Source organism: Streptomyces sp. MRC013, assembly GCF_023614235.1.
GTDB lineage: Bacteria > Actinomycetota > Actinomycetes > Streptomycetales > Streptomycetaceae > Streptomyces.
On record NZ_CP094264.1, the window covers coordinates 4,257,828 to 4,276,582 of the forward strand.

Here is an 18,755-nt window from a genome sequence, read left to right on the forward strand (position 1 = left end):
CTGTCACGGCGACCCGCGGCGTGTGATGTCCGTCCGGGGTTGTCGGTGGGGCGTGGCAGGATCGGGTGTGTGGCTGAGACAGCATCGAGGAAGACCGCACAAGACCGTCCGCGCCTGCTCCTCATGGACGGGCACTCCCTGGCGTACCGGGCGTTCTTCGCGCTGCCCGCGGAGAACTTCACGACGTCGGGCGGGCAGGTGACCAATGCCGTCTACGGCTTCGCGTCGATGCTGGCGAACACGCTGCGCGACGAGGCGCCCACGCACTTCGCGGTGGCGTTCGACGTGTCCCGCAGGACGTGGCGCTCCCGGGACTTCCCGGAGTACAAGGCGAACCGCTCCGCCACGCCCGACGAGTTCAGGGGCCAGGTCGAGCTGATCGGCGAGCTGCTGGACACGATGAACGCGCCCCGGTTCGCCGTGGAGGACTACGAGGCGGACGACATCATCGCCACGCTGGCCACGCGGGCGGAGGCCGACGGCTTCGAGGTGCTGATCGTCACCGGCGACCGCGACGCGTTCCAGCTGGTGTCCGACCGCGTGACGGTGCTGTACCCGACCAAGGGCGTCTCCGAGCTGACCCGGTTCACCCCGGAGAAGGTGCGGGAGAAGTACGGGCTGTCGCCCGGCCAGTATCCGGACTTCGCGGCGCTGCGCGGCGACCCGTCGGACAACCTGCCGGGCATCCCGGGCGTGGGCGAGAAGACGGCCGCCAAGTGGATCAACCAGTTCGGGTCGTTCGAGGAGCTGGTGGAGCGGGCCGACGAGGTCAAGGGCAAGGTGGGGCAGGCCCTGCGCGACCACCTGGAGTCGGTGAGGCTGAACCGGCACCTGACGGAGCTGGTGCGGGACGTGGAGCTGCCGAGGCCGGTGGCGGAGCTGGAGCGCGTCCCCTACGACCGGGCGGCGCTCAAGGGCTTCCTGGAGGTCCTGGAGATCCGCAACCCGAGCCTGCGGGAGCGGCTGCTGGCCGTCGACCCCGGCTCGGAGGGGGAGGCGGCGCCCGCCCCGGCCGCCGGGGTGGAGCTGGACGGCTCGGTGCTGGGCTCCGGCGAGCTGGCGCCGTGGCTGGAGCGGCACGGGGACCGGCCGCTCGGCATGGCGACGGTGGACGGCTGGGCGCTGGGGACCGGCGGCGTCACCGAGGTCGCCCTCGCGTCGGCGGACGGCGCGGCCGCCTGGTTCGACCCGTCGCGGCTGGACGAGGCCGACGAGCGGGCGTTCGCCGCGTGGGTCTCGGACCCGGCCCGGCCGAAGGTCCTGCACGACGCCAAGGCCGCCATGCGGGTCTTCCCCGAGCACGGCTGGGGCGTCGCCGGCGTCACGATGGACACGGCGCTCGCGGCGTACCTGGTCAAGCCGGGCCGGCGCTCCTTCGCCCTGGACGCCCTCGCCGTCGAGTACCTGGGGCGGGAGCTCGCCCCGCCGTCCGCCGCCGACGGCCAGCTGGCGTTCGGCGCGGACGACGCGGCCGAGGCGGAGGCGCTGATGACTCAGGCGCGGGCCGTCCTCGACCTGGGCGAGGCGTTCGCCGCGCGCCTGGAGGAGGTGGGCGCGGTACGGCTGCTGCACGAGGTGGAACTGCCCACGTCCGAGCTGCTCGCCCGGATGGAGCGGCACGGCATCGCGGCCGACCGGCCGCACCTGGAGGCGATGGAGCGGCAGTTCGCCGGCGCCGTCCAGCAGGCCGTGACGGAGGCGCACGCCTCGGTCGGCCACGAGTTCAACCTCGGCTCGCCCAAGCAGCTCCAGGAGGTCCTCTTCGGCGAGCTGAACCTGCCGAAGACCAAGAAGACCAAGACCGGGTACACCACCGACGCCGACGCGCTGGCCTGGCTCGCCACCCGGACCGAGCACGAACTGCCCGTGATCATGCTCCGCCACCGGGAGCAGGCCAAGCTGCGCGTCACCGTGGAGGGCCTGATCAAGACGGTCGCGGCGGACGGCCGGATCCACACCACGTTCAACCAGACGGTCGCGGCGACCGGCCGGCTGTCGTCCACGGACCCGAACCTCCAGAACATCCCGGTCCGCACGGACGAGGGCCGCGCCATCCGCCGGGGCTTCGTCGTCGGCGAGGGCTTCGAGGCGCTGATGACCGCCGACTACAGCCAGATCGAGCTGCGCGTCATGGCGCACCTGTCGCAGGACGAGGGCCTCATCGAGGCGTTCACCTCCGGTGAGGACCTGCACACCACGGTCGCCTCCCAGGTCTTCGGCGTGGAGAAGTCGGCGGTCGACCCCGAGATGCGCCGCAAGATCAAGGCCATGTCGTACGGGCTGGCGTACGGCCTGTCCGCGTTCGGCCTGTCGCAGCAGCTGAACATCGACGCCGCCGAGGCGCGCGCCCTGATGGACACGTACTTCGAGCGGTTCGGCGGCGTGCGGGACTACCTGCACCGCGTCGTCGACGAGGCCCGCGCGACCGGCTACACGCAGACGATGCTGGGGCGCCGCCGCTACCTGCCGGACCTGAACAGCGACAACCGGCAGCGGCGCGAGACGGCCGAGCGGATGGCGCTCAACGCCCCGATCCAGGGCACGGCCGCCGACATCGTGAAGGTCGCCATGCTCAACGTCGACCGGGCGCTGACCGAGGCCGGCCTGGACTCGCGGATGCTGCTCCAGGTCCACGACGAGATCGTGCTGGAGCTCGCGCCGGGGGAGCGGGAGCGGGTCGAGGAGCTGGTGCGCCGCGAGATGTCGTCGGCGGTCGAGCTGCGGGCGCCGCTGGACGTGTCGGTGGGCGTCGGCCAGGACTGGGAGTCGGCCGCGCACTGACCGGCCGGCGGCCACCGACGGCAGGGCGGCGCGACCCCGCCGTCCCGGTCCGGTCCGGGCCGTACCGTCCCGGTCCGGGGCCGTGCCGCCCCCGCGGGGCGCGGTTCAGGGCCGGGCCGCGGCACCGGAGCGCAGCCGCATCCCCGCCCCGTACAGGACGATCCCCGCGGCCAGTCCCGCCCCGGCGCCGGAACACACGGTCGGGACGGCGTCGAGCGGCGTCTCGATCCGCCCCCGGTACGCGTACCGGCGCAGGCACCGGTGCACGGCCCCGGCCGCCACGCACCCCGCGAGGAACCCGCCCGCCAGCCGCCGGTCCCGCCGCGTCAGCGCCGGCCGCGGCGCCACCGCCGCCTCGGCCGCCTCGGCCGCCTCGGCGGGCACGCGGCGCAGCGCGCCGTACCCGAACCACGCCAGGACGGCCAGGGCCACGGCCGACCCGCCGTACTGGGCGTACGGGTACCCGGGGAGGCCCGCCGCGGACTCGCCGAGCACGGGCAGCACGCGCACCCCCACCGGTCGGCGTGGGTGACCAGGTCCCACACGACGTGGGTGGTCGCACCGGTGACCGCCGACACGTGGAACCACACCGCCAGCGCCACCGGACGCCGCGCGCGCCACGGCCGGCCCCGCAGCACCGCGTACGCCCGGCCCCGCCACCGCTCCGGCAGCAGTGCCACCAGCGGTTCACGGACCATCAACCACCCCGGTCAGCAGGGCGGCCGTCAGGGGGCCGCGGTCAGCGGCCCCCACAGGCCGTGCGTGACCTCCCCGAGCGCCATCGCGTCGGGCACGACGCTGTCCGCGTAGTGCACCACGTCGGGCGAGAGCGACCCCGTGACGAGTGCCGAGGCGACCGGCGGGCCCCGCGCGGTGCCGGACCTCCGCATCCCCGGCAGCACGGCGACGGCGCGACCGAGTGCGAACGGCGTGGGCGGTGCCCCCGGCAGTCGTTTCCCGAACATCAGCCGGGTCAGTATCAGTCATGCCGTGATCAGTCCGGGGCATCGTCAGGTTGAAGACGGCTGCGAGGGCGATCAGTGACGAAAGCGTGAAAAGCGTCCGCCCCTCGGTGTGACGGGGGCCGCGAGTGTCGTAGGGTCGCCTGAGCCGCGCACCGGGGCGCGCGGCAGAGGCCTTCGGCGCCGACGGGCGCCACCGGGGAGGGACAGACGCATGGCAGCGCACATCAGCCGTCGACTGCGCAAGGGCGCCACGACCACCGCGGTCGCCGCCGCGGCCGTGGCCGCGCTCTCCGCATCGCAGGCGCCGGGCGCCGCTCCCGTCGCCACCGACGGGCAGCCGGCCGGCGGCACCACACCGCCCACCTCGACCGGTGCCACCGCCACCGGAGACTCGCCCTACTACACCGACCTGCCGCCGCTGAGGACCCCCAACCCCGTGGGCCCCGGCGACGGCGGCCCCGTGGTCACCGGTCCGGCCGAGGCGGGCATCCCGGCCACCGTGCTTGCCGCGTACAAGCAGGCCGAGCAGCACCTGAGGACCACCCGGCCCGGCTGCAACCTGCCCTGGCAGCTCCTCGCCGGCATCGGCAAGGTGGAGTCCGGCCAGGCCCGCGGCGGCCGCGTCGACGCCGGGGGCACCACCCTCTCGCCCATCCTGGGCCCCGTCCTCGACGGCAACGGCTTCGCCAACATCGGCGACACCGACCACGGCGCGTACGACGGCGACCTCCGCTACGACCGCGCCGTCGGCCCCATGCAGTTCATCCCGTCGACCTGGGCCTCCTGGGGCCAGGACGCCAACGGCGACGGCCGCAAGGACCCCAACAACATCTACGACGCCGCCCGTGCCGCCGGCATGTACCTGTGCGCCAACGGCCGGGACCTCGCGGTCAAGGCCGACCTCGACCGGGCCGTCCTCAGCTACAACCAGTCCCGCGAGTACCTGCGCACGGTCCTGTCCTGGTTCGAGTTCTACAAGCGCGGCACGCACCAGGTACCCGACGGCACCGGCGTGCAGCCCGTCGAGCGCAGCGACTCGCGCGTACCGTCCCGTCCCGGACGCACCCCGGACCCGACGAGGACGCCCCCGCCCCCGGCCACCACGCCGCCGCCCGGCACCCGGCCCGGCGCGGAAACGCCGGCCCCCGGACCCGGCACGGGCGATCCGACCCCCGGGCCGGCCCCGATCGAGACCGTCCCGGCCCGCCCCACCCCCTCGCCCACGCCGCCCCCGTCGCCCACGCCGGCCCCCACCCCGCCGCAGACCCCGCCGCGGACTCCGGCCGACCGGGTGGAACGCCTCGCGGACGCCGGCACCGGCACGCTCACCGCCCCGGCCGGCACGGAGTTCACCGAGCGCCCGTCCGTCGTCGCCCGCGACGCCTCCGGCAAGCCCCTCGCCCTCGTGCCGGTCCGCTTCGAGATCGCAGGCGACACCGACGCCCGCTTCACGAGCGGCGCCGCCGCCGTCACCGTCATCACCGGCATTGACGGCACCGCCACCGCGCCCGCGCTGCGGGCCGGCGAGCGGACCGGGCGGTTCACCGTCCGCGCCGCAGTCCCGCAGCGCCCGGCCGTCGGTCCCGTCGCGTTCACGGCGACCGTGACCGCGGGCCGGGCCGACGCCCTCGCCCGGACCGGCGACACCCCGCTCACGGCCGCCCCCGAGAGCGAGTTCGCCCAGCGGCTCACCGTGCGGGCCACCCGCGGGGGAGCTCCCGTCCCCGGTGCCGCGCTGACCGCCGAGATGGTCGCGGCGGGTCCCGACGGCACTCACGCGCCCAGCGACGAGGGCCCGTACTTCGAGGACGCGCAGGGCGACCCGGTCCGCACGCTCACCGGTCTCACCACCGACGCGGACGGCCTGCTCCCGCTCCCGCCGATCCACGCGGACGGCCGGACCGGCACGTTCCTGCTGCGCCTGACCGCCCAGGGCGGGGCGACGCTGACGGTGGAGCTGGAGGTCACCGCCGCCTGACCCGCCCCGCGCCCGACGATCCGGCCGGCGTCCCCGCCGGTCATCCCCTGCCGCACGAGCTGGAAGGACGCCGCTCGCCCCACAGGTCCTCGCGGCGTATGGTCCTCACGCGTCCCGAAGTCCACCGCCTCCCCAGAGCCGGGGCGTCGCGACGACCAGTGGAACGGAAGCACGAGGACGGCGGGCCGTCGCCGGGCCCGGGGCGCACGAGGACGGCGGGCCGTCAGCGCCGCGGGTTCGTACGCCGCGTCGGCACCGCCGCCGACGGGTCCTCCGGCCACGGGTGCTTCGGGTACCGCCCGCGCAGCTCCGCCCGCACCGCCCGGTACCCCTCCCGCCAGAACGACTCCAGGTCGGCCGTGACGGCCGCCGGCCGCCCCGCCGGCGACAGCAGGTGCACCAGCACCGGCACCCCGGCCACCCGCGGCGTCCGGGCCAGCCCGAACATCTCCTGCAGCTTCACCGCGAGGACCGGCCGCCTCTCCCCGTACTCCACGGGGACCAGAGAGCCGCTCGGCACCTCGATCCGCTCCGGTGCCAGTTCGTCCAGCCGCGCCGCCTCCCCGCCCGCCCACGGCAGCAGCCGCCGCAGCGCCTGCCCGGCGTCGATCCGCGCCAGGCCCGCCCGCCGCCGTGCCGCCGACAGCTCCGGCTCCAGCCACTCACCGGCCCGCGCCACCAGCGCCCCGTCCGACACGTCCGGCCACGGCGCCCCCACCACCCGGTGCAGGAACGCCAGGCGCTCCCGCAGCCGCACCGCCTCCCGCGACCAGCGCAGCAACCCGGGCCCCTCCCGCCGGAGCCCCTCCACCAGCGCCTCCCGCACGAGCTCGGGCCCGGCGTCCCCGAGCGGCCGCACGGCCAGGTCGACCGCGCCCAGCCGCTCCACCCACCGCGCCACGACGTCGCCATCCCGCCACCGCACCTCCTCACCCGCCGCCCGCAGGTGCCCGGCCGCGAGCCGCGCGGTGTCCTCGTCGCACACGGCGGCCAGCCGCACCCGGGCCGACGCGGAGTGCGCGGGCCGGTCGGCCACGGCCACCGCCAGCCAGTCCGCCGCCCGCAGGCCCGACTCGCGGCCCACCTCCGCACCGGTCCCGGCCACCGTCAGGAAGGAGCCCCCGCCCCGAGCCCGCGCCACCCGCTCCGGGAATGCCAGCGCGACCACGATCCCGGCGGCCACGTCGTCCGGTACCGCCCCACCGGGCGTACCGGAGGCACCCCCCGCCCCACCGGCCGCCCCCGGCGGGGCACCGGCGGTCCCGTCCGCCGCGCCGGCCTGCCGCCGGGCCAGCCGGCCGGCCTCGCGGCGCCACCGCGCCCCGTACGCGTCGCCACTCCGGCGGGCCGCCCGCCACGCGGCGGCCACGTCGTCGCCGTACTCGCGCGGCGGCTCCTCGCCCAACAGGGCCACCAGCTCCGCCGCCCGCCGCGCCCCCCACCAGCGGCGCGCCGTCCAGCAGCGCCCGCGCCAGCCGGGGATGCAGGCCGGAGCGCGCCATCCGGGCGCCCCGCTCCGTCACCCGGCCCCGCACGTCGAGCGCGCCGACCGCCTCCAGCACCGACCGCGCCGCCGCCATCGCCCCCGCCGGGGGAGCGTCCAGCAGTGCCAGGCCCGAGGCGTCCGGGGCGCCCCACGCCGCCACCTGCAACGCGAACCCCGTCAGGTCCGCCACCCGGATCTCCGGCGCCGGGAACGCCGGCAGCCGCCCGTCCTCCGCCTCCGTCCAGCACCGGTACACCGCACCCGGCGCCTCGCGCCCCGCACGCCCCGCCCGCTGCCGCGCCGACGCCCGCGACGCGCGCAGCGTCACCAGCGAACCCAGCCCCCGCGCGTGGTCCGTCCGCGGCTCCCGCGCCAGGCCCGAGTCGACCACGACCCGCACCCCCGGCACCGTCAGCGACGACTCCGCCACCGCGGTCGCCAGCACCACCCGCCGCCCGCGCCCCGGCGACAGCACCGCCTCCTGCACGGCGGCGGGCGCCCGGCCGTGCACCTGCAGCACCTCCACCCCGCGCGGGTCCCCCAGCAGCGCCGCCACCCGGGCGATCTCCCCCACCCCCGGCAGGAAGCACAGCACGTCGCCCTCCCGCTCGGCCAGCGCCCGCCGCACCACCCCCGCCACATGCGCCAGCAGCACCGGGTCCACGAACGTCCCGTGCGGCGGGCGCACCGGCCCGCCCGGCGGCGCCCACACGACCTCCACCGGATGGACCGCACCCGCCGCCTCCACGACCGGCGCGCCGCCCAGCAGCCGCGCCCACCCTCCGGCGTCCGTCGTCGCCGACGCGGCCACCAGCCGCAGCTCCGGCCGCAGCGCCTCCCGCACGTCCAGCAGGAACGCGGCGGCCGTGTCCGCGTCCAGGTGCCGCTCGTGGCACTCGTCGAGGACCACCGCGTCCACCCCGGCCAGCTCCTGGTCCCGCTGGAGCCGCTGCAGCAGCACCCCGGTCGTCACCACCTCGACGACCGTCCTCCGCGACACCGCCCGCTCCCCGCGCACCGTGAAGCCGACCCGGCCGCCGACCTCCTCGCCGAGCAGCCACGCCATCCGCCGGGCCGCACCCCGCGCCGCGATCCGCCGCGGCTCGGCGACCACCACACGGGCGCCCCGCTCCGCCAGCGCCAGCGGCACGAGCGTCGTCTTGCCGGTCCCGGGCGGCGCGCACAGCACCGCCGCCCCGTGCCCCTCCAGCGCCCGCTCCAGCGCGGGCAGGGCGTGCCGTACGGGAAGCCGCTCCCGCTCCTCCTCGCGGATCACCCGGTCACGCGCCCCGCTCGTCGCGCTCGCAGACGAAGACCGCCGTCCCGGGGATCAGGCCGCCGCGCAGCGGTGACCAACCGCCCCACTCCCGGTCGTTCCAGGCCGGCCACTCCGGCTCCACCAGGTCCACCAGCCGGAAGCCGCCCGCGACCACGTCCCGCACCCGGTCGCCGAGCGTCCGGTGGTGCTCCACGTACACCGCCCGGCCCCGCTCGTCCTGCTCCACGTACGGCGTGCGGTCGAAGTACGAGGACGTCGCCGTCAGCCCCTCGGGCCCCGGCTCGTCGGGGAACGCCCAGCGGATCGGGTGCGTCACGGAGAACACCCACCGGCCGCCCGGGCGCAGTACCCGCCGCACCTCCCGGAAGACCCGCACCGGGTCGGCGACGAACGGCACCGCCCCGTACGCCGAGCAGGCCAGGTCGAAGGAGCCGTCCCCGAACGGCAGCGCCCCCGCGTCCGCCTGGACCAGGGCCAGCCCGTCCGCGCCGATGCGCAGCGCGTGCTGCAGCTGCCGGTGGGAGAGGTCCAGCGCCACCGGCCGGGCGCCCCGGGCCGCCAGCCAGCGCGAGCACTGCGCCGCGCCCGCGCCGATCTCCAGGACGTCCAGGCCCCTGAGCGAGGCGGCCGGACCCAGCAGTCCCGCCTCCGCCTCGTCCAGCCCCTCGGGGCCCCACACGAACCGGTCGTCCCCGAGGAAGCCGCCGTGCTCCCTCTGGTACCCGTCCGCGTTCCCGTCCCACCAGCCGCGGCTCGCCCTGCTGCTCTCCGCGTCGCCCGCCTCACGGCGGGTCGCCTCCGGTTCGTACTCTTGGATCATCTCGTCCGCCGTTGTAGTTTGCGCACAGCGCGCGGGCGTCGCCGCAGCCGGTGCCCGCGGCTGCGCCGCGCACGGTGTGCGCCCGGCGTGTCACCGGCGCGTCACGGCCAGAACGGCCTCGGCCAAGCTTAGTTGCGCCGGGCGGGCGGGCCCCCGGGCCCGGGGCGGGCGCCTTCGCGCATTGACCCCGTCCGGCGGCACCCTTATGCTAAAGGTTGCGCTGCGGGCCTGCGCGCCTCAGACGGAGCAGGCCGCGCTCGCATCTGTTGTATGTCCCCTCGGTTGTCGAGGCGCCACCCGCCACCGGGTCCGGCGCTTCCTTGGCTGTCCGGCTTCTGCAGCTGCGATACGGGCTCTCGGCGTAGCAGTGCCTACGACTTCAATGTCCGTACCGGAGCCCTTTCCCACATGACGAGCAGCACCGAGACCACCGCCACCACCCCGCAGGTTGCGGTCAACGACATCGGTAACGAGGAAGCCTTCCTCGCCGCGATCGACGAGACGATCAAGTACTTCAACGACGGCGACATCGTCGACGGCGTCATCGTGAAGGTCGACCGGGACGAGGTCCTGCTCGACATCGGTTACAAGACCGAAGGTGTCATCCCGAGCCGCGAGCTCTCGATCAAGCACGACGTCGACCCGAACGAGGTCGTCAAGGTCGGCGACGAGATCGAGGCCCTCGTCCTCCAGAAGGAGGACAAGGAAGGCCGCCTGATCCTCTCGAAGAAGCGCGCCCAGTACGAGCGCGCCTGGGGCACCATCGAGAAGATCAAGGAAGAGGACGGCATCGTCACCGGCACCGTCATCGAGGTCGTCAAGGGTGGTCTCATCCTCGACATCGGCCTCCGCGGCTTCCTGCCGGCCTCCCTCGTCGAGATGCGTCGTGTCCGCGACCTCCAGCCGTACGTCGGCAAGGAGCTCGAGGCCAAGATCATCGAGCTGGACAAGAACCGCAACAACGTGGTCCTGTCCCGCCGCGCCTGGCTGGAGCAGACCCAGTCCGAGGTCCGTCAGACGTTCCTCACGACCCTCCAGAAGGGTCAGGTCCGCTCCGGTGTCGTGTCCTCGATCGTCAACTTCGGCGCCTTCGTGGACCTGGGCGGCGTCGACGGCCTGGTCCACGTCTCCGAGCTGTCCTGGAAGCACATCGACCACCCGTCCGAGGTGGTCGAGGTCGGCCAGGAGGTCACGGTCGAGGTCCTCGACGTCGACATGGACCGCGAGCGCGTCTCCCTGTCGCTGAAGGCGACGCAGGAGGACCCGTGGCAGCAGTTCGCCCGGACCCACCAGATCGGCCAGGTCGTCCCGGGTAAGGTCACGAAGCTCGTTCCGTTCGGTGCGTTCGTCCGCGTGGACGAGGGCATCGAGGGCCTGGTCCACATCTCCGAGCTGGCCGAGCGCCACGTGGAGATCCCGGAGCAGGTCGTCCAGGTCAACGACGAGATCTTCGTCAAGGTCATCGACATCGACCTCGAGCGCCGCCGCATCAGCCTCTCGCTGAAGCAGGCCAACGAGTCCTTCGGCGCCGACCCGGCCTCGGTCGAGTTCGACCCGACCCTGTACGGCATGGCCGCGTCCTACGACGACCAGGGCAACTACATCTACCCCGAGGGCTTCGACCCGGAGACCAACGACTGGCTGCCGGGCTACGAGGCCCAGCGCGAGGCGTGGGAGACCCAGTACGCCGAGGCGCAGCAGCGCTTCGAGCAGCACCAGGCCCAGGTCATCAAGTCCCGCGAGGCCGACGCGGCCGCCGCCGCCGAGGGCGGCTCCGCCGCCTCCGCCGGCGCCGGTGCGCCCACCGGTGGCTCCTACTCCTCGGAGTCGGACGACAACTCCGGTGCCCTGGCGTCGGACGAGGCGCTCGCCGCCCTCCGCGAGAAGCTGGCCGGCGGCCAGAGCTGAACGGCTCCCCACCGACCCGCTGGCTCCTAGCCGGTGACACCGAGGCCCGCCCCGCGAGGGGCGGGCCTCGGTGCTTCGCACCCCGCCCGCCGTACGGGCGCGGCCCCGAGTTCCCCGTCGCGGCGGAGGACGCGCCGGGCGCCGCCCGCAGCCGCGGGGCGGGACGACGCCCCGGCGCCTCCCCGCCGAAGGCCCGCACCAAAGGCCGTACGCCTCCCGTGACATGGGCGCGTGCGGGAATCCCCGGGGGCCGTGCGACGTTCTTCCGTGGGAACACGAGGAGGAGCGGTAATCGTGCTTGATCCGCAGGACTTGTACACATGGGAGCCCAAGGGCCTGGCGGCCGCCGACCTGGCGCTCGCGCAGGAGTCGGCCGGCCTGGTCATGCTCTACCACTTCGACGGGTACATCGACGCGGGCGAGACCGGCGAGCAGGTCGTCGACGGCCTGCTGGAGAGCCTTCCGCATCAGGTGGTGGCCCGCTTCGACCACGACCGCCTGGTCGACTACCGGGCGCGCCGTCCGCTGCTCACCTTCCGCCGCGACCGCTGGACCGCGTACGACACCCCGGTCATCGAGCTCCGCCTCGTCCAGGACGCCGCCGGGGCGCCCTTCCTCCTGCTCTCCGGGCCCGAGCCCGACGTGGAGTGGGAGCGTTTCGCCGCGGCCGTGCGGCAGGTCGTGGAGCGGCTCGGCGTGCGGCTCTCCGTCAACTTCCACGGCATCCCGATGGGCGTCCCGCACACCCGCCCCGTCGGCCTCACCCCGCACGGCAACCGCATCGACCTCGCACCGGGGCACCGCAGTGCCTTCGACGAGGCGCAGGTCCCCGGCAGCGCCGTCGCGCTCGTCGAGTACCGGCTGATCGAGTCCGGGCACGACGTGCTCGGACTCGCCGCGCACGTCCCGCACTACCTCGCCCGCTCGGCCTACCCCGACGCGGCGCTCACCGCCGTCGAGGCGATCACGGCCGCGACGGGTCTGGTCCTGCCGACCGTGGCGCACGACCTGCGCATCGCCGCCCAGCGCACGCGCACCGAGATCGACCGCCAGATCGGCGAGGGCGACGAGGAGCTGACCGCCCTCGTCAAGGGGCTGGAGCACCAGTACGACGCGCTGGCCGGCGCCGAGACCCGCGACAGCCTCGTCGCGGAGTCCGCGGAGCTGCCGTCCGCCGAAGAACTCGGCCGGGAGTTCGAGCGCTTCCTCGCCGAGCGCGAGGGCGACACGCCGTAGGGGCCGGGCGCCGGTCGCCGGGGGCGGCCGCCGTCCGCCCCGCCCAGGCGCCTAAGCTTCCGCCCATGCTGACCGTAGGTCTCACCGGTGGAATCGGCGCCGGCAAAAGCGAGGTCTCCCGCCTCCTCGTCTCGTACGGCGCCGTCCTCGTCGACGCCGACAAGATCGCCCGCGAGGTCGTCGAGCCCGGCACCCCCGGCCTCGCCGCCGTGGTGGAGGCGTTCGGCCCCGGCGTCCTGACGCCGGAGGGGACCCTGGACCGGCCCGGACTGGGGTCCGTCGTCTTCGGCGACGCCGAGCGCCTCGCCACCCTCAACGCCATCGTCCACCCCCTCGTCCGCGCCCGCTCCGCCGAACTCCAGGCCGCCGCCGAGCCCGACGCCGTCGTCGTCCACGACGTGCCCCTGCTCACCGAGAACGGGCTCGCCCCCCTCTACGACGTGGTCGTGGTCGTCGACGCCTCCACCGAGACCCGCCTGGAGCGCCTCGTACGGCTCCGCGGCATGACCGAGTCCGAGGCCCGCGCCCGGATGGCTGCCCAGGCCACCTCCGAGGAGCGGCGCGCCGTCGCCGACTACGTCATCGACAACGACGGCCCCCTGGAAGCCCTGGAGCCCCGGGTGCGGACGGTGTGGGGGGAGCTGGAGGCCCGCGCGGCCCGCACCGCGCCGGAATAGGGCGGGCGTCGGGAATGTTGAGGGAGCCCAGCAAGGGGAAGGATCCGACCGTGCCCGACAGCAACCCGGAGACCCACGTCATCGACTACCGGGCGGCCGAGCGACTGCTCGCCGCACGGGATCCGCGCGGAGCCGTCAAGCTGCTCGACTCGGTGATCGCGGCCCACCCCGAGAACACCGCCGCCCGCCTCCTGCGCGCCCGAGCCTTCTTCGCCGCGGCCCAGCTCCGCCCGGCCGAGCTGGAGTTCGAGCTGGTCCTGGAGCGCGAGCCGGACAACGCGTTCGCCCACTTCGGGCTGGCCCGCACCCTGCAGCGCGCCGGCCGCCCGCAGCACGCCAGGCGGCACTTCCGGCTGGCCGCCGCGCTCGACCCGAAGCCCGAGTACGTGGAGGCGGCGCGCTTCGACGCCGCGGACTGACGCGGCGGCGCCGCGGCCCGGCCCCTACGGTGCGTCCCGGCCGCCGCGCCGTCGGCCCGTACGGCAGGACTCGTACGGGGGGACGTCCGGACCGGGCTGGTAGTGGGCGCCCTGCCGCATGCGGCGCAGGACCACCGCCACGTCGGCCGCCACCACCAGCAGCAGCGCCCCACAGGCGATCGCCCAGTCCGCCCGTCCCACCAGCGCGAACGCGACGGTGCCGCCGAGGGCCCACAGCAGTCCCCACACCCCCAGCCCGAGCCGCAGCCGCAGCGGGCTGCGCGCGGTGACCGGTTCGTTTCCGCTGCGCATGGTCATCGTCCTCCTCCACCGCCGGGTACCCGCGGACCGCCGTCCGACCCCGCGGCGGGGGCCCGCCGGACGGCCCCCGCCGCGGGGACGGACGGCGAGGACCCGGTCGCGGGAGGCGCCGGGCCCGTGCGCGGTGCCGCCCCGCGGCGGTCGTGCCACCCGGTGCCGCGGCCCCGCCCGTAGGGGTGGCGCCGCCTTCCAGACCCCGACGGCACCGTCCCCCCGGTGGGCCGGCCCCGGGCGCCGGCACGCCCGCCGTCGTACGGCGCCACGGCGGCGCCCGCAGCCGCCGGGCACCCGCCCGCCGCCGACCTCCCGCCGCTACCCGGCACCGGCGCCCCGCCCCGACCGGGACGGACCCGGCTCCTCCACGGCCGGGGCGGGGCTCCTCCCCGGCCGTGGCCTCCGGTGCGGCCGCGAGCCCGAAGCGGGCCGCGACGCCCGGTGGCCGCGGGGCGCCCCGGGCCCGACCCGGCCGGGGCGCCCCGCGGCCACCGGGCCGCCGGACACCCGGGCGCCGCACCGCCGTCCCGGCCCGCCCCTTTCGAGGAGACCGCGCGGAGCCGGACCGCGTGCCGGAGGCGGCGCCCACCCGGCGCCCACCCGGCGGACGGCCGGTGGAACGGCCGATGGACGGGGCGCGGGACAGGGGCGCTCGCCGAGGGGCGCACGCCCCACGTCCGGTGCGACGGCCCGGCGGCTCCTCGCCCGGCCATACGGGGCCCGGGGGCCGGGGGCCGCCCCGGTCGCCCTTCCGGTGGCCCCCGCGCCTCACGGCGCCGCAGGCGGGGACGAGGAACGGCGGGGTGGCCCGGTCCCGGCACGGCCAGGGGCTTCGACGCGGACGGCGCCGCGGCACCCGGCCCGGGCGCCGCGGACCGCCGGGACGGCCGAAGTCAGGATGATGTGAGAGAACGATTGAAACGTCCCTCGATGGGGTGATTGCGGAATACGTCATAACCCGTCCGGGGCTAGCGCGTTAACCGGAGTGCGGGCGAGTGCCCGCGAACATCTTCGGAAGGCAGGAAGCCATGAGGCACATTCGCCGAAATGGTCTGGTCGCTCTGATGGCCACGAGCGGCGCGCTCGCGCTGGCCGCAGGTACGGCGCGGGCCGACGCCGACGCGTTCGCCGCGGCGTTCGACTCGGTCGGGATGGTCACCGGCGACGAGATGCAGTTGCCGATGGACAGCCCGGTCAGCGTCTGCGGCGACACCGTGAACGCCGAGGGTCTGCTCAACCCCGAGGCCGGCAGCACCTGTGAGGACGGGGACGAGGCGCGCGGCTCGCACGGGGAGGAGTCCGGCACCTCCCGCGCGTCCGACCGCGACGGCGGGCACGGCGGCGGCACCACCGCCCTGGCCGGCGTGATCGGTTCGCCCGGCGCGGTCTCCGACGACGGCATCCGACTCCCCGTCGACCTCCCGGTGAAGGTCTCCGGCAACGCGGTCAGCATCGTCGCCTTCGACGAGTCGGACTTCGACGACTCCGGCGAGAGCGGCGGCAAGCCGCCCGCGCAGGACGTCACGCCGTCGAAGCCGGCCGCGCCCGCGCCGCCCGCGAGCGACGAGCCGGCCGCGCCGATGCTCGTCGAGGAGGCGCCCGCACCGGCGCAGACCCCGACCCTCGCCGTCACCGGCGCCGGCGACCTCGCCGGCATGGGGCTGCCCGCCGCCGGCCTGGTCCTCGCCGGGGCGCTGCTCTACCGCCGCTCCCGCTCGTCGGCCGCGCGCGCCTGACCGGACCGGTCCCACGGGCGCCCGCCACCGCCGCCGGTGCGGCCGGCGCCAGCCGGACGCCCCGGCGCCGGTGCGGTGTCCCGTCCGTCGGCAGTGCGTTCCACGGGGCGCCGCAGTGCCGTACCGGCGCCCGCACCGCGGCAGGGCGCGCCCCGCCCGGGGCGCACCCGGCCGCCGCACGGCCCACGCGTCCGCCGCCGCGCGGGGGCGGCGCTCCCGGCACCCGGTGGGCCGGGGCCCGGGAGCAGGCGCCGCGCCCCGTCTCCGCGCGGCTCCGCCTCCCCGCGGCGCGGCGGGCACGGGACCCGGCGCCCACCGGGCACGCCGTCCCGGTTCGGGCCGGGGCCTCCTCGAGGAGGGGGCCCCGGCGCTCGTACCGGGTATGGCGCCCCCTCGTGCCGCACGGCCACGGCCCGCGCCGCGCCCGTCCCCGGCCGGACCGGACGAGCGCCGCCCCACCGTACGGCGGACGGGCCGGCCGGCGCGGCCCGGGCCGGCCCACGCGGCGGCCACCGGCACCGTCCGCCGCAGCGGCCCCGGCGGGTGCCTGGCCGGAGCGGTCCGACGGCCGCGAGCGGGTTTCCGCGGCACCTCCGCCCGTCCCCGCTCCCGCACCCCGGCGGGGCCCCTCCCGGTGCGGCGACCGTCCCGGGCACGGCGCCGCCCCATCGCCGGCGGGCGCGGGGGCCGGGGCGCAGGGACGGCGGGGGTGCCCGCCGTGCTCCGGGGAGGACGGGCCGGGACCGGCCGTCCGCGGCACCGGTCCTCTTAGGAGGATGGGGGCGTGCGACTGGAACCGATCACCTGGGAGCGGCTCGCCGACGCGCTCGCCGAGCACCTGGCCGGTCGGCACCCCGCCGACGGGGGCCCCTGGCTGAAGGCCGCCGTCGACGGCGCCCCCGCCGCCCGGCCCGGCGACCTGGCGGACGGCGTGGCGCAGGGGCTGCGACTGCGGGGGGCGGGACGTGATCCGGGTCGCCGCGTCCGGGTTCCTGCGTCCGGCGTCGCTGCGGTTCGAGCACGGCAGGGAGGACCCGGACGCGTACTACGGCGGCTGGTTCGACACCGGCGCGCTGTGGCGGGAGGTGTGCGGTCCGCTGGAGCCGGGCGGCAGCGGCCGCGTCCTGCCCGACCTGTGGGACCCGGCCACGGACCGCGCGACGCGCAGCCCGTACCGGGAGCTCGCACCCGGCGGGGTCCTGCTGCTGCACGGGCCGTTCCTGCTCGGGCACTGGTTCCCCTTCGACCTGACCGTGCACCTGCGGCTCTCGCGCGCCGCACTGGCCCGCCGCACACCCGAGCGCTGGACGCTGCCGGCCTTCGAACGGTACGAGGCGGAGGTCGCCCCGTCGGACGCCGCCGACGTGCTCGTGCGCGCCGACGACCCGCGCCACCCGGCCTGGACCGGCCTGCCGTGACCGCCCGCGTCCGGCCCGCCCGTGCGTCCGCCCGCGCCCGGCCGCGTGCGCACCCGCGCCCGTCCCGCGCCGCCCGCCGGAACGTCCGTCAGAACAGCGGCTCCGGGAGCACCCCCTCCAGCACCAGCAGCCGCCGCTTGGTCTCCAGCCCGCCGCCGAACCCGCCGAGCCCCCCCGCCCGCCTCCACCACGCGGTGGCACGGCACGACGACCGGCAGCGGATTGGCGCCCATCGCCGCGCCCACGGCCTGCGCGGCGCCGGGCTGCCCCACCCGCGCGGCCAGCTCCCCGTACCCGACGAGCGTCCCGTACGGCACCCCGGACGCCAGCTCGCGCAGCACCTGCCGGTTGAACCCGCTCGTCAGCGACCAGTCCAGGGGAAGCCGGAACTCCCGGAGGCGACCCGCGAAGTAGTCCTCCAGCATCCGCACCGGCCCGGCGAGGCGTCCGGTCGCCGTCTCCACCGGCTGTGCCCCGAGCCGCGCCGCGAGCCGGTCCGGCGCCTCACGCCGCACCTCCCGCTCCGCGTGGAAGACCACCCCGGCCAGCCCGTCCGCGGTGGCCGCCAGCAGCAGCGGCCCGACGCCGCCGCCGACCACCGCCCACTCCACGGTGCGCTCCGCACCCCGCGCCCTGTCGTCCATGCCGCCACGGTACGCGCCGCCGCCCGCACCACCGCGGCCGTTCCCCCACGCCACCGCCCGGCCGAACGGGCCTGCCGCGGGTGGACTACCCTCCACGGTCGGGTTCGCGGCGGGACACCGAGGGGTGAGGGGCGCACGGACATGTGGGGCACAGTCGACGGATTCGGTCACGGGCCGGTCATCCCCCTGGTGGCCTACCTCGTGGCCTGCCTGGGCGGAGTGCTCGGCTTGCGCTGCACGACCAGGTCCCTGCGCGCCCCCGGCGCCCCCCGTCCCGGCTGGCTCGCCCTGGGCGCCGCGTCCATCGGCTCCGGCACCTGGGCCATGCACTTCATCGCGATGACGGACTTCCGCGTCGCGGGGGCGCCCGTCGACCACGACCGTCCGGTCGTCTTCGCCGGCCTCGCCGTCGCGATCCTCATGGCCGGCGTCGGCACCTCCGTCGTGGGGCTGCGCGGCCGGACCGCGATGGCCCTGGCCACCGGTGGAACCATCACCGGCCTCGGCATCGCCACCATGCACTACCTGGGCATGGCCGGCATGCGCTTCCCCGGCCGCGTCGAGTACGACACCCCCACCGTCGTCCTCTCCGCGGTGATCGCCGTGGCGGCGGCCACCACGGCGCTGTGGGCCGCCGTCGGCGTCCGCGGGCTCGCGGCGAGCGTCGGAGCCGGTCTCGTCCTGGGGCTCGCGGTGACCGGCATGCACTACACGGGTATGGCCGCCGTCAGCGTCCACCACGACGGCACCGCCGCGGCGCACGCCCCCGCCGACCGGGCGGACCGGGCGGACCGGGTCGCGACGGCGGAGGGGGCCGCGACGGCGGAGGGGGCCGGCCCCGGCGGTGCCGCGGACGGCGCGCCGGGCGCGCCCGCGGGGGTCCGCGGCGGTACGGCGGCGGTGCCGCTCGCCCCGCTCCTCGTCGGCCCGGCCGCGTTCCTGCTCCTCGCGGGGGCCGCGGTGCTGTTCGGCCCGGTCCTGTCCGGCGGCGAGCGGCCCGGACGGCGCCCCGCGGACCCGCGTGCCGGCCTCCGCGGCGTCCCCGCCCCGCGCCACCGCGACCACGACGCCCGCCGCTGACCTGGGGCACGGC

At 76.7% G+C, this 18,755-nt stretch carries 12 protein-coding genes and 4 pseudogenes; 9 read left to right on the forward strand and 7 right to left on the reverse strand.

Going from position 1 to position 18,755, the window contains the following annotated elements; all coding sequences use genetic code 11:
• Nucleotides 1–69 precede the first annotated feature (69 nt).
• Nucleotides 70–2,781 (forward strand): DNA polymerase I, encoded by a 2,712-nt coding sequence (polA, locus tag LUW75_RS19320; RefSeq protein WP_250336744.1) that lies wholly within the window; start codon nt 70–72, stop codon nt 2,779–2,781.
• Between the two features lie 105 nt (nt 2,782–2,886).
• Here polA and LUW75_RS24740 read toward each other — a convergent pair whose 3' ends face one another.
• The 3 genes and pseudogenes from LUW75_RS24740 to LUW75_RS24750 all read right to left on the reverse strand — a co-directional run bounded on the left by LUW75_RS24740 (nt 2,887) and on the right by LUW75_RS24750 (nt 3,746).
• Nucleotides 2,887–3,291, reverse strand: coding sequence for a hypothetical protein (locus tag LUW75_RS24740; RefSeq protein ID WP_349816475.1), 405 nt, complete (start codon nt 3,289–3,291; stop codon nt 2,887–2,889).
• 47 nt (nt 3,292–3,338) lie between these two features.
• Nucleotides 3,339–3,479, reverse strand: a pseudogene (locus LUW75_RS24745) (DUF4184 family protein); the annotation flags it as partial.
• A gap of 27 nt (nt 3,480–3,506) precedes the next feature.
• Entirely contained in the window at nt 3,507–3,746 is a 240-nt protein-coding gene (locus LUW75_RS24750) for a hypothetical protein (RefSeq protein ID WP_349816440.1), read from the reverse strand.
• 211 nt (nt 3,747–3,957) lie between these two features.
• Here LUW75_RS24750 and LUW75_RS19330 point away from each other — a divergent pair, with 211 nt between their 5' ends.
• Nucleotides 3,958–5,724 carry a lytic transglycosylase domain-containing protein gene (locus LUW75_RS19330; protein WP_250336745.1) on the forward strand — a complete coding sequence of 589 codons (1,767 nt, stop codon included), beginning with the start codon at nt 3,958–3,960 and terminating at the stop codon, nt 5,722–5,724.
• Nucleotides 5,725–5,947: 223 nt separating this feature from the next.
• On the opposite strand, the pseudogene hrpB reads toward LUW75_RS19330, so the two are convergent.
• Together hrpB and LUW75_RS19350 are read right to left on the reverse strand one after the other, a co-directional pair.
• A pseudogene (gene hrpB, locus LUW75_RS24380) lies at nt 5,948–8,486 on the reverse strand (ATP-dependent helicase HrpB).
• Nucleotides 8,487–8,490: 4 nt separating this feature from the next.
• Complete coding sequence (locus LUW75_RS19350; protein ID WP_250336747.1) at nt 8,491–9,309, reverse strand: class I SAM-dependent methyltransferase; 819 nt, start codon at nt 9,307–9,309, stop codon at nt 8,491–8,493.
• Between the two features lie 408 nt (nt 9,310–9,717).
• Between LUW75_RS19350 and rpsA the strand changes: the two genes are divergently transcribed.
• From rpsA to LUW75_RS19370, 4 genes are all read left to right on the forward strand, one after another.
• On the forward strand, nt 9,718–11,217 hold the full coding sequence (gene rpsA, locus LUW75_RS19355; RefSeq protein ID WP_250336748.1) for a 30S ribosomal protein S1: 1,500 nt from the start codon (nt 9,718–9,720) through the stop codon (nt 11,215–11,217).
• Nucleotides 11,218–11,511: 294 nt separating this feature from the next.
• On the forward strand, nt 11,512–12,453 hold the full coding sequence (locus LUW75_RS19360; protein ID WP_250336749.1) for a PAC2 family protein: 942 nt from the start codon (nt 11,512–11,514) through the stop codon (nt 12,451–12,453).
• A 65-nt stretch (nt 12,454–12,518) separates the two neighbouring features.
• Nucleotides 12,519–13,130 carry a dephospho-CoA kinase gene (coaE, locus tag LUW75_RS19365; protein WP_250336750.1) on the forward strand — a complete coding sequence of 204 codons (612 nt, stop codon included), beginning with the start codon at nt 12,519–12,521 and terminating at the stop codon, nt 13,128–13,130.
• Nucleotides 13,131–13,180: 50 nt separating this feature from the next.
• Nucleotides 13,181–13,549, forward strand: coding sequence for a tetratricopeptide repeat protein (locus LUW75_RS19370; protein ID WP_168438477.1), 369 nt, complete (start codon nt 13,181–13,183; stop codon nt 13,547–13,549).
• Between the two features lie 24 nt (nt 13,550–13,573).
• Here the strand turns inward: LUW75_RS19370 and LUW75_RS19375 are convergent, their stop codons facing one another.
• A complete protein-coding gene (locus LUW75_RS19375; protein ID WP_250336751.1) occupies nt 13,574–13,861 on the reverse strand; it encodes a DUF6343 family protein in 288 nt (95 codons plus the stop codon).
• 1,031 nt (nt 13,862–14,892) lie between these two features.
• Between LUW75_RS19375 and LUW75_RS19380 the strand changes: the two genes are divergently transcribed.
• Nucleotides 14,893–15,600, forward strand: coding sequence for a chaplin (locus tag LUW75_RS19380; protein ID WP_250336752.1), 708 nt, complete (start codon nt 14,893–14,895; stop codon nt 15,598–15,600).
• Nucleotides 15,601–16,384: 784 nt separating this feature from the next.
• A pseudogene (locus LUW75_RS19385) lies at nt 16,385–17,018 on the forward strand (nucleoside/nucleotide kinase family protein).
• Nucleotides 17,019–17,106: 88 nt separating this feature from the next.
• On the opposite strand, the pseudogene LUW75_RS19390 reads toward LUW75_RS19385, so the two are convergent.
• A pseudogene (locus tag LUW75_RS19390) lies at nt 17,107–17,662 on the reverse strand (methylated-DNA--[protein]-cysteine S-methyltransferase).
• 141 nt (nt 17,663–17,803) lie between these two features.
• On the opposite strand from LUW75_RS19390, the gene LUW75_RS19395 reads away from it, so the two are divergent.
• A complete protein-coding gene (locus LUW75_RS19395) occupies nt 17,804–18,742 on the forward strand; it encodes an MHYT domain-containing protein (protein WP_250336753.1) in 939 nt (312 codons plus the stop codon).
• Nucleotides 18,743–18,755 lie beyond the last annotated feature (13 nt).